This is a genomic window from Promicromonospora sp. MS192 (assembly GCF_049532985.1).
Taxonomy (GTDB): domain Bacteria; phylum Actinomycetota; class Actinomycetes; order Actinomycetales; family Cellulomonadaceae; genus Promicromonospora.
The window spans coordinates 3,644,069-3,655,063 of the sequence record NZ_CP186693.1; the positions used below are offsets into that span (position 1 = coordinate 3,644,069).

A 10,995-nucleotide genomic window follows, 5' to 3' on the forward strand; every position below is an offset into this window, starting at 1 on the left:
TCAGACCATCTCCTTCACGAGGTCGAGCGGGGTCGGCTTGCCGCCCGCGGGGGCGGCGACCTCCGTGGTCGCGCGACCGTCGCTCATCACGACGATCCGGTCGGACATGCCGATGGCCTCCTCGAGGCTGTCGGCGAGCAGCACCGTGGCCACGCCGGTGCCCGCGAGCTCGCGCATCAGGCGGTACACCTCCGAGCGCGCCCCCACGTCGAGGCCGCGCGTCGGGTGGTCGAGCAGCAGCAGGCGGACGTCGCCGGCCACGAGCCAGCGGGCCAGCACCACCTTCTGCTGGTTGCCGCCCGACAGCCGCTGGATCGCGGTGCCCCGGTGCGGGGTGCGGATCGAGAGCCGCTCGATCCAGCCGTCGACCAGCGTCGCCTGCTTGCGCGGCCGCACCACGGGCCCGGCGCAGCGGGCGTGCTGCTTGGTGAGCGTCATGTTGTCGGCCACCGACATGGGGCCGACCATCCCCTCGGTCTTGCGTTCGGCGGGCACGTAGCCGATGCCGGCCGCGCACGCCGCGCGGGTGCCGGACAGGTCGAGCCGCTCGCCGTCGAGCACCACCTCGCCGGCCGTGACCGGCTCGGCGCCGAACAGCGCGCGGCACACGTCCTCGCGCCCGGAGCCGTGCACGCCGACGATCCCGACGATCTCCCCTGCGTGGACGTCGAGGTCGACGTCCCGGAAGGTCCGGCCGGTCAGCCCGCGCACCACGAGGCGTGGGCGACGGGGTTCGTCGGACGTCGCGGCGGACGCCCCGTGGTAGTGGTCGTCCGAGCCGGTGGCCCCGATCATCATCCGGTGCAGCTCCGCGGGGGCCGCGTCCGCGGCCGGCAGCTCGCCCACCGAGCGGCCGCCGCGCAGCACGGCGACCCGGTCGCAGACGTCGAGCACCTCGTCGAGCCGGTGCGAGACGAAGACGACGGACGCGAACTCGCGCAGCCGGCGCACGTGCGTGAACAGGGTCTCGATCTCCTTGGCCTCCAGCACGGAGGTGGGCTCGTCGAGGATGATGACGGGCGGGTGCGAGGTGCGCTCCTCGATGCGCAGCACCTTGGCGATCTCGACCATCTGGCGGTCCGCGAACGACAGGGTGTCGGTGCGCGCGAGCGGGTCGATGTGCGACCCGATCTTGTCGAGCTGCTCCTGTGCGAGCCGGCGCATCGTGCTCCAGCGGTAGATGCCGCGGCGCACGCCCGGACCCTCGCTGCCCAGCACGATGTTCTCGGCCGCGGTGAGGTTGGGCACCAGCGACTGCTCCTGGAAGACCATGCCGATGCCGTGGTCGGCGGCGTCGACCACGCTCCTCAGGCGCACCTTCTCGCCACGTACCCAGATCTCGCCGGCGTCGGGCCGCACCAGCCCGACGAGCGCCTTGAGCAGCGTGGACTTGCCGGCGCCGTTCTCGCCGGCCAGGCCCAGCACCTCGCCCGGGCGCACGACCAGGTCGACGCCGTCGAGGGCCTTGACGCCCGGGTAGTGCTTGACCAGGCCGCGTACCTCCAGGGCGTGCGGGACTGCGGTGTGCGGGGTGGCGGTGTGCGGGGTGGCGGTCACTTGGTCACCTGGTTCCTACGACGCTGCGGGATGACGGCGGCCGCGACGGCCGCGACGACGATGAGGCCCTGGACACCGCCCTGCCAGTAGGGGCTCACCCCGACCTGGACGAGCCCGTTGGTCAGCACGGTCACCAGCAGCACCCCGACCGTGGACTGGAGGATGCCGCCGCGCCCGCCGGTGAGCAGGGTGCCGCCCACGACGGCCGCCGTGATGGCGGAGAAGTCGTAGCCCCGGCCCGCCTGAACCAGGCCCGCGCTGAGCTGGCTGGTGACCAGCACGCCGGCGAGCCCGTAGAACGCGCCCGCCATCGTGAAGACCGCGACCTTGTAGGGCGCCACCCGGACGCCGGAGAGCGCCAGCACCTCCTCGGCACCGCCGATCGCGAAGGCGTACCGGCCCAGCCGCGTGTAGCGCTGCACGAGCCAGGCCACCAGCACGCAGGCCAGGGCGATCCACGTCAGGAGCGCCAGCCCGGCGAACCGCTCCACGGCCCAGCCGCCCACCGTGGTGTCGGTGATGTTGGGCTGCACGCCCGCGAACAGGAGGGTGGCCACACCCAGGCCGACGGCGGAGACGCCGAGGGTGGCCATGAACGACGGCACCTTGAGCAGCACCAGCGCGAGCCCGCTGAGACAGCCGAGCGCGGCCGCGAGCAGCACGGCGACGCCGACGCCGAGCAGCCCCAGGTCGTTGTCGTTGCGGTTGTTGGCGACCAGGAGCGCGACCGTGATCGCGGACGCGCCCATGATGCCGGGGGCGGACAGATCGATCGACCCCATCATCAGCACGAAGCTGATGCCGCAGGTCACCACGGCGAGGACCGCCGCGGCGTCGAGGACGTTCTGCACGTTGGACAGCGTGCGGAAGTCGGGGCTGAGGACCGCGAAGATCCCGGACACGACGACCAGGGCGATCGGCGGACCGGCGTCCCGCAGCGACACCCCCCGCCGAGGCCGGGGGCGGGACGCGGGCACGACGCCGGTGCGGGCCCCGGAGCCGGCCCCTGTGCCGGCTCCGGTGTCGGTGGGGGGTGCCATGGTCACGAGATCGCGCCCTGCGAGCGGCTGAAGAGGTTGTCGCAGGCGAAGTCGGCCTCGCTGGTGGCCGGCGAGACGAAGTCGGCCACGTTGTCCTGCTGGATGAGGAACTGCTCGGCGTACCAGGCACGGTCCTCGTCGGCGATGTCCTCGACGGCGAGCTCCCCGGTGGCCACGCAGTAGCCGATGGCCAGGCCGATACCGCCCTGCCACGGGCCGTCGCTGGAGACTGTGGCCGTCATGGTGCCGTCCTGGATCGCCGTGAGCGCGTCCGGCACGGCGTCGATACCGACCACCGCGACGTCGTCCCGGCCGGCCTGCTCCAGGGCCTCCAGCGCGCCGAGCGCCATGTCGTCGTTGGCGGCCCAGATGCCCTTGACGTCGTCGCCGTGCTTGGTGAGCAGGGTCTTGGTGACCTCCAGGGCCTCGGCCCGGGAGAAGTTGGCGGTCTGGTCGTCGAGCAGCTCGACGTCGGGGTTGGCCGCCAGGGACTCCTCCAGCCCGGCGAACCGGTCCTTGGCCGCGCCGGTGTCGAGGATGCCCTGGAGGGCGACGATGCCGCCCGAGCCGCCGATGGCCTCGGCCAGCGCGTCGCCGATCTGCCGGCCGGACTCGACGCCGTCGTAGGTGATGTGGGACAGCCAGTGGTCGTAGTCGGTGACGTCCAGGTCGGCCGGCTTGTTCCACTGGGTGACCAGGTAGGCGCCCGCGTCCTGCGCGCCCTCGACGATGGGCGGGGTGTCGGAGTCGCCGTTGGGCAGCACGTTCATGACCAGGCACTCCGTGTCACCCGCCAGGAGCTGGCTGATCTGCTCCTGCTGACGGGTCGAGTCGCCGTCGTAGGTGAGCCGCTCCTGGGTGAGGCCGACCTGCTCGGCGAAGGCGTCGCCGCCGTCGAGCCACGAGGCCTCGTAGGGGTTGGACTCGTTGCGGACCTGGCCCACCAGGGTCACGTCGGCAGGGTCGCAGGCGCCGCCGGCCGCGGCGGCGTCGTCGCCCCCGGCAGCGGTCTCGGTGCAGCCCGTGAGTGCGGCGGCCGCCAGGGCGACGCCGAGGACGGCGGCCGTGGGCCGTGAGGTGAACTTCATTGTCGTTCCTCGTTTTCGTTCGGTGCCGGTGTCCGGCGGTGGGGGTCGAGAAGGAGACGGGTCAGCGGGCCATCCATCCGCCGTCGACGGCCAGGACGTGGCCGTTGACGTAGTCGGCGGCGGAGGAGCTGAGGAAGACGGCCGCTCCGGCGATGTCCTCGGCGGTACCCCAGCGGCCGGCCGGGATGCGTTCGAGGATGGAGCGCGAGCGGTCCGCGTCCTCGCGGAGCGCCGTGGTGTTGTCGGTGACCATGTAGCCGGGGGCGATGGCGTTGACCTGGACGCCGTGCGGTCCCCACTCGTTGGCCAGGGCCTTGGTGACCCCGGCGACGCCGTGCTTGCTCGCGGCGTACGACACCACCCGCAGGCCGCCCTGGAAGGACAGCAGGCTGGCGATGCTGACGATCTTGCCGTGGCCGCGCTCGACCATCGGGCGGCCGAGCTGCTGGGTGAGGGCGAAGAGGCCGTTGAGGTTGACGTCGAGCACGTGCTGCCAGGCGTCCCGGCGCACGGCCACGGAGTCCTCGCGGTCGATGATGCCCGCGTTGTTGACCAGCACGTCGATCCGGCGCGCGGCGGTCAGCTCGGCACCGACCCGCTCGACCGCGTCGAGGTCGCTCACGTCGAGGTCGACGACGTCGGCCTGCGCACCGAGCGCGACGACCAGGTCGCGGGTCTCCTCCTGGCGGCCCGGCCGGCCCAGCAGCACGACGTCCGCGCCCGCGCGGGCGAGGCCGAGCGCGACGGCACGACCGAGGCCGCGTCCCGCGCCGGTCACCGCGGCGCACCGGCCGTGCAGGTCGAAGGGCGAGCGCGCCGGGCCGCCGGGGCCGGTCGTCACAGGTCCTCCAGCGCGACCGGGCTCAGGTCGGTGTAGTGGTTGTTCTCGCCGGCCATGGCCCAGATGAAGGCGTACGAGCCGGTGCCGGCCCCGGCGTGGATGGACCACGGCGGGGAGATGACGGCCTCGCGGTTGCGCAGCACGAGGTGCCGCGTGGCGCCGGGCTTGCCCAGGAAGTGGAAGACGCGGTCGTCCTCGTCGAGGTCGACGTAGCAGTAGATCTCGGTGCGCCGGTCGTGCAGGTGCGGCGGGAACGTGTTCCAGACCGAGCCGCTGGCGATCACGGTGACGCCGAACTGGAGCACCGAGGTCTTCAGCTCCTGACCCCACGCGTACCGGAAGAGGTTGCGCTCGTTGGCGGCCTCGGCCGAGCCCAGCGGCACCGGCTCCACCTCGCCGTGGCGCAGCGCCTGGGTCGGGTAGGTCGCGTGGGCCGGGGCGGACACGAAGTAGAAGGCGGCGTCGGCGCCACCGAAGGACACCTCGCTGCCCCGCCCCACGAACAGGCCGTCGAGGTGGTCGAGCTCGAACTTCTCGTCGTCCACGACCACATGACCGGCGGAACCGACGTTGATGACGCCGAGCTCGCGGCGTTCCAGGTGGGTCTCGGTGCCCAGCACCTCGGTCCAGGACGGCAGGGCGAGCTCCTCCGCGCCGGGGAGCGCCCCGCCCACCACCATCCGGTCGTCGTGGGTGTACGTGCCCCGGACCTCGCCGCTCACGAAGAGGTCTGCGACGAGGAAGCTCTCGCGCAGGTCCGCGGTGGTGGCCGTCTCCGCGCCGGACGGAGATGTCGAGTATCGAACCTGGATCACGAGGTCGCCTCTCGGTTTGTGAACTGCGTTCGTCTATGTGAACTTGCTCGACCATAGACGTGACCTGGCTCACGGGTCAAGGGGCGGAAACCTGTCCATGTATGCGAACTCGCGGTAGGGTCGGAATCACCCGGGGGGCTCCCCGGTGCACCGCGGAAGGGCCAGGGGAGAACATCGATGCCGCTACAGAAGGAACTGCGCAGGGAGTCGGCCGGTGCGGGCGACGCCGGGCCGGTCAAGTCCGCCGCGCGCGCCCTGGACCTGCTGGACGACATCGCGGCGCGCGGCCCCGGGACCCAGCTGCAGCTCTCGACCCGCCTGGGCATCCCCAAGAGCAGCCTGCACGCGCTGCTGCGGACCATGACCGACCGCGGCTGGCTGCAGACCGACCCCACCGGGAGCGTCTACCAGCTCGGCATCCACTCCCTCGTCGTGAGCTCCGCCTACCTCGACGGCGACCCGGTCCTGGCCCGGGCCACGTCGGTGCTCGACGAGGTCGCCGCCGTCACCGAGGAGACGGTCCACCTCGGCCGGCTCGACGGCGCAGACGTCATCTACACGGCCAAGCGCGAGTCGGTGCACCCGCTGCGCATGCACTCCGCCGTCGGGCGGCGCCTCCCGGCCTACGCCACCTCGCTGGGCCGTGCGCTGCTCGCGGAGCTGCCGACCGAGGCGCGGCGCGACCTGGTGCCGGAGTCGATCGCCGCGATCACGTCCCACACGACCACCGACAAGGAGGCCGTGCTCGAGATCATCGACCGCGCGGCCGACCAGGGCTACGCCACCGAGAGCGAGGAGTCCTGCCTGGGGGTGCGCTGCTTCGGCGTCGCGCTCCCGTTCGGCCACCGGGCCGTGGACGCCATGAGCGTCGCCGTGCCGATCAGCCGGCTCGGGGGCGGGCGCGAGGACCTCATCATCGAGACCCTGCTGAGCGTGAAGTCGCGGCTCACGGCGGTGCACGACAACAGCATGGTGCGCTGAGCACGCAGGCCCCGCAGCGCCGGACGCTGCGGGGCCCGCGTGCTCGGGCGGTCAGTCCACGTCGCCGCGCCAGGCTCCGGTCTCGGTGCCGCGAGCCTCGATGTACTCCTTGAACCGGTCGAGGTCGCCCTGGACCCGGCGGTCGTCGGCGTTCAGGGCGCTGCCGATCTTCTCCGTGGCGTCCTCGGGCGTCCAGTCGAGCTGCACGGTGACCCGGGACTGCGCGTCGTTCAGACGGTGGAAGGTGACCACCCCGGCCTGTTCGGGACCGGACACGCTCTTCCACGCCACGCGCTCGTCCGGGTGCTGCTCGGTGATCTCGGCGTCGAACTCGCGCTCGACCCCGCCCACCTTCGTCGTCCAGTGCGTGCGGGTCGGGCCGAGCTGACGGATCTCCTGCACGCCCTGCATGAACCGAGGGAACTCCTCGAACTGCGTCCACTGGTTGTACGCCGTGCGCACCGGGACGTCGACGTCGACGGACTTCGTGATGCTCGTCATGAGCGTCTCCTCTTCTCTCGGGTCCTTCCACCCTCGGACCGTGCCGGGTCACTCGCCCGCCGGGCGACCGGGCGCGCACGCGAACGTGCGAGTGGGCGCGAACGGGTCCAGCGTCGGAGGGGACCAGACGGCGAAGGAGCACTCCATGCGCATCGGGTACACCCTCATGACCGAGCAGAGCGGGCCGCGCGAGCTGGTCCGGCACGCGACGGCGGCCGAGGAGGCCGGCTTCGACTTCGAGCTCTCGAGCGACCACTACTCCCCCTGGCTCCCGGAGCAGGGCCACGCGCCGAACGCGTGGGTGCTGCTGGGGGCCGTGGCCCAGGCCACGAGCCGGGCCGAGCTGATGACCTTCGTGACCTGCCCGACGATGCGCTACCACCCGGCCGTGGTGGCCCAGCAGGCGGCGACGCTGCAGATCCTGGCCGACGGCCGGTTCACCCTGGGGCTCGGCGCGGGCGAGAACCTGAACGAGCACGTGGTGGGCCGGGGCTGGCCCAGCATCGAGGTGCGCCACGACATGCTCGAGGAGGCGGTCAACGTCATCCGCGAGCTGCTCACCGGCGATCTCGTGACGTGGGAGGGCAAGCACTTCCGCGTCGACTCGGGGCGGCTCTGGGACACACCGGGAACGGGCGTCGAGATCGGGGTCGCGGTCTCCGGCCAGCGCGGCGTCGAGCGCTTCGCGCCCCTGGCCGACCACGTGGTCCAGGCGATGCCCGATGGCGACGTGGTGCGGCAGTGGCAGGCCGCGCACCCCGGCGGGTCGCGCGTGTTCGGGCAGGTGCCGATCTGCTGGGACCCGGACGAGCAGGCCGCGGTCGAGCGGGCGCACGCGGAGTTCCGCTGGTTCGGCGGCGGCTGGTCCGTCAACGCGGACCTTCCCACGCCGGCCGGGTTCACCGCGGCCTCGCAGTTCGTGCGGCCCGAGGACGTCGCGTCGTCGATCGCGTGCGGCCCGGACCTGGACAAGCTCGCCGAGAGCGCGCGCCCCTTCCTGGAGGCCGGGTTCACCGACCTGGCGATCGTGCAGGTGGGCGAGCACCACCAGGACCGGTTCCTGGCCGAGGCCGCCGGGCCGCTGGTCGAGCGGCTGCGGAACCTGTAGCGGCCGGCGCCTCAGGGCCGGTCGGCGGCAGCCTCGCCGAGACCGAACCGCAGACCCAGGTGGTCCATGGTGGCCGGGAGCGGATCCTCCGCGAGGTAGCGGCCGCGGGCCACCCGGAGGTCGTGGGCGGCCAGGTGCGCCAGCAGGTGCGAGGTCACCAGCAGCACGACGTTCCGGCCCGGGCACGACACCGGTCCCCCGCTGAACGGCACCAGCCCCCAGTCGTCGGCGTTGCGGCCGTCCAGCCACGCCTCGGGCACGAACGCGTCGGCGTGGCCGAGCCGTGCCGGGTCGCGGTGGAAGAACGCGCTGACCACGGCGAACCCCGTGCCGGCGGGCAGGGTGCGCTCGCCCCACACGGTGGGAGCGGTGGAGTCCCGCAGCACCACGAGCGTCGTCGGCCACAGGCGCAGCGACTCCAGCACGCAGGCGCGCGCGTAGGGAAGGAGGGCGGTGCCGGGCCCCGGCGCGGCCACCTCGGCCAGCAGCCGTGCGCGCACCTCGGGCCGGGCGGACACGACGGCGAGCGCCCGCAGCGTCGCCGCCCCGGCGGCGTCGAACGCGAACAGCCAGTGCGGTACCTGACCCGGGGCCGTGGCGGCGCCCGCGGCGTGCGCCGCCGCGGCCAGGGTGCCCGGCTCCGGGGCGGCCAGGTAGGACTCGATGCGGCTCGCGAGCTCGGTGCGGCGGCGCTCGTCCCGCGGGTGGAACCACGACCAGTTCGCGTCCCGGCGCAGGGCGTCGAGCAGGTCCACGAGCTCCCGGTCGGCGCGTGCGCCGGCGCCGAGCACCACCTGGAGCACGATGCCCCACCACACGTCCGTGAACGTCGCGGCGTCGAGCCCGCCGGAGCCGCGCAGCCGACGCGCCAGCTCCGCAGTTCCGTGCCGTACGGCGTCGGTGAAGGCGGCTCCGTCGTCGTGCACGGGCAGCTCCGTGCGCAGGGCGGTCTCGTTGAAGGGGCGGCGGTAGCGCCGGTCGGCGGTGGACGAGATGAGCACGCCGTCGGGCTGGAAGTGGCGCAGGGCGCCGACCTTCTCCTTCGACGCGGGAGTGAAGGGCTCGGGTGACTCCTCGAGCAGCCGGCGCACGTGACCGGGCTCGGTGACCACGACCATGCGGCGCGGGCCGAGCCGCAGGACGAGCGGGGCGCCGTCGTGCCGGGCGCGCAGCCCGGTCAGGACGGCGCGGGCGGCGCGGTCGGTCTGGTGGCGCTCGGCCCAGGCGGTGGCCTGGGGACGGCGGACGATCGCGCCCTGGGCGACCAGGGGTGCGAGCACGCCCGCCAGGACGCGGGTGGCCTCCGCGGGGTTCAGGTCTACCGGTGTGGACGTCATGGGGCCTCGCCTTCGGGTGTGCCGTGCGCTCGTGGGTGGGGTGGGTCAGGTGCCGTCGGCACCCGGCGCGAAGACCTGCCGGTAGAGCGCGACGGCCTCGTCCACGACGGGCCGGGCGAGGTAGGCCACCGGTGTGATCTCGACGAGCAGCGGCTCGCAGTCCGGGCCGCGGGCGGAGACCGTGCCCGTCAGCAGCCACGGGAAGCGGTCGTCCACCATGAGGTGGGCGTACTGGCTGAGCTGGCGCGCCACCCAGTGCTCCACGGGGCGGGTCCACCACGGCTCCGGCGTCATCGGGTTGGCGCTCAGCCCCGGCATCAGGCAGCCGCTCTCGTGGTCCCGGCTGACCGTGGACCGGTCGGCCTCGGGGCCCGCGCTGAAGCGGACGTACAACGGGGCCAGGAGCTGGGCGAGCTCGGCCGCCTCGGCGAGCGACCCGAGCCGGGGCACGCCGGGCGGCGGCGAGGAGCCGGCCCGGTCGCCGGTCACGACCGGTGCCCCCGCACGGTGCACGGGCGGAACCTCAGGCGGCCGGGTCGAGCACTACCTTGACGCATCCGTCGTCCTTCCTCTGGAACATCGCGTAGGCCTCGGGCGCCCGTTCGAGCGGCCAGCGGTGGGTGCGCAGGTCGAGCACGCCGAGGGGGTCGGTGGGGTCGCCCACCAGCGGCAGCAGGTCGTCCGTCCAGCGGCGGACGTTGGCCTGCCCCTGCCGTATCGTCACCTGCTTGTCGAAGAGCCGCAGCATGGGCAGCGGGTCCTTGGCGCCGCCGTAGACGCCCGCGAGCGAGAGCACGCCGCCCCGGCGCACGAGCTCGATGCCGGTCAGGAGGGCGGCCAGCCGGTCGGTCCCGGCGTGCTCGGTGAGCGGCTTGGCCAGCACGTCGGGCAGCAGGCCGGAGGCCTTCTGCATCGTCTCGGCGAGCGGTGAGCCGTGCGCCTCCATGCCGACCGCGTCGATCACCGCGTCCGGACCGCGGCCCTCGGTCAGGTCGCGCACGGCGCCGACGACGTCGGTCCGGTTCTGGTCGATCACCGTGGCGCCGTGGCGGGCCGCCATCGCCAGCCGTTCGGGCACCAGGTCGACGCCGACCACGAGCCCGGCGCCGCGGTGCGCGGCGACGCGGGCTGCCATCTGGCCGATCGGGCCCAGGCCCAGCACCACGACCGACCCGCCCTCGGGCACCTGGGCGTACTCGACCGCCTGCCACGCCGTGGGCAGCACGTCCGAGAGGTAGAGGTAGCGCTCGTCGGGCTCACCGTCGTCGGGCACCACGACCGGGCCGTAGTGCGCCTGGGGCACCCGCAGGTACTCGGCCTGCCCGCCCGGCACCTGCCCGTACAGCTTCGTGTACCCGAACAGGGCGGCTCCGCTGCCCTGGTCGGTCACCTGCGTGGTCTCGCACTGGGACTGCAGCCCGTGGCGGCACATCCAGCACCCGCCGCAGGCGATGCCGAACGGGACCACGACCCGGTCGCCGGGCTTCAGGTCACCGGCCTCGGGCCCGACCTCCTCGACCACCCCCATCGCCTCGTGCCCCAGCACGTCGCCGGCGTCGAGGAAGGCGCCCAGCACCCCGTACAGGTGCAGGTCGGACCCGCAGATCGCCGTCGAGGTGACCCGCACGACCGCGTCCTGCGGTTCCTGGATCGTCGGGTCCGGCACGTCCTCGACGCTGACCCGCTCGTTGCCCTGCCAGGTGAGTGCTCGCATGTTCGCCGTCCGA

11 protein-coding genes are annotated in these 10,995 nt (G+C 73.3%); 2 read left to right on the plus strand and 9 right to left on the minus strand.

Features of this window, described 5'->3' with window-relative positions; genetic code table 11:
- The 5 genes from ACO229_RS16375 to kduI all read right to left on the minus strand — a co-directional run bounded on the left by ACO229_RS16375 (position 1) and on the right by kduI (position 5,341).
- Positions 1–1,557, minus strand: coding sequence for a sugar ABC transporter ATP-binding protein (locus tag ACO229_RS16375; RefSeq protein ID WP_423462144.1), 1,557 nt, complete (start codon positions 1,555–1,557; stop codon positions 1–3).
- Entirely contained in the window at positions 1,554–2,597 is a 1,044-nt protein-coding gene (locus tag ACO229_RS16380; RefSeq protein WP_423465316.1) for an ABC transporter permease, read from the minus strand. Before ACO229_RS16380 ends, ACO229_RS16375 begins: the two co-directional genes overlap by 4 nt.
- A 2-nt stretch (positions 2,598–2,599) precedes the next feature.
- Positions 2,600–3,685 carry a sugar ABC transporter substrate-binding protein gene (locus ACO229_RS16385; protein WP_423462145.1) on the minus strand — a complete coding sequence of 362 codons (1,086 nt, stop codon included), beginning with the start codon at positions 3,683–3,685 and terminating at the stop codon, positions 2,600–2,602.
- 61 nt (positions 3,686–3,746) lie between these two features.
- Positions 3,747–4,526, minus strand: coding sequence for a 2-dehydro-3-deoxy-D-gluconate 5-dehydrogenase KduD (kduD, locus tag ACO229_RS16390; RefSeq protein ID WP_423462146.1), 780 nt, complete (start codon positions 4,524–4,526; stop codon positions 3,747–3,749).
- The gene (gene kduI / locus ACO229_RS16395) at positions 4,523–5,341 is read right to left on the minus strand and encodes a 5-dehydro-4-deoxy-D-glucuronate isomerase (RefSeq protein ID WP_423462147.1); all 819 of its coding nucleotides are present in this window, start codon (positions 5,339–5,341) and stop codon (positions 4,523–4,525) included. Before kduI ends, kduD begins: the two co-directional genes overlap by 4 nt.
- 177 nt (positions 5,342–5,518) lie before the next feature.
- Between kduI and ACO229_RS16400 the strand changes: the two genes are divergently transcribed.
- The gene (locus ACO229_RS16400; RefSeq protein ID WP_423462148.1) at positions 5,519–6,322 is read left to right on the plus strand and encodes an IclR family transcriptional regulator; all 804 of its coding nucleotides are present in this window, start codon (positions 5,519–5,521) and stop codon (positions 6,320–6,322) included.
- Positions 6,323–6,373: 51 nt separating this feature from the next.
- On the opposite strand, the gene ACO229_RS16405 is transcribed toward ACO229_RS16400, so the two are convergent.
- Positions 6,374–6,823, minus strand: a complete 450-nt coding sequence (locus tag ACO229_RS16405) for an SRPBCC family protein (RefSeq protein ID WP_397417969.1) — start codon at positions 6,821–6,823, stop codon at positions 6,374–6,376.
- Positions 6,824–6,968: 145 nt separating this feature from the next.
- Here ACO229_RS16405 and ACO229_RS16410 point away from each other — a divergent pair, with 145 nt between their 5' ends.
- Complete coding sequence (locus ACO229_RS16410; protein WP_423462149.1) at positions 6,969–7,931, plus strand: TIGR03557 family F420-dependent LLM class oxidoreductase; 963 nt, start codon at positions 6,969–6,971, stop codon at positions 7,929–7,931.
- 11 nt (positions 7,932–7,942) lie between these two features.
- On the opposite strand, the gene ACO229_RS16415 is transcribed toward ACO229_RS16410, so the two are convergent.
- The 3 genes from ACO229_RS16415 to ACO229_RS16425 are packed head-to-tail and all read right to left on the minus strand — an operon-like array spanning position 7,943 to position 10,982.
- A complete protein-coding gene (locus tag ACO229_RS16415) occupies positions 7,943–9,268 on the minus strand; it encodes a cytochrome P450 (RefSeq protein ID WP_423462150.1) in 1,326 nt (441 codons plus the stop codon).
- 45 nt (positions 9,269–9,313) lie between these two features.
- Entirely contained in the window at positions 9,314–9,781 is a 468-nt protein-coding gene (locus ACO229_RS16420; RefSeq protein ID WP_397417962.1) for a DUF6098 family protein, read from the minus strand.
- 10 nt (positions 9,782–9,791) lie between these two features.
- Positions 9,792–10,982: a zinc-dependent alcohol dehydrogenase gene (locus ACO229_RS16425; protein ID WP_397417960.1), complete on the minus strand. Its 1,191-nt coding sequence runs from the start codon at positions 10,980–10,982 to the stop codon at positions 9,792–9,794.
- Positions 10,983–10,995: the final 13 nt, after the last annotated feature.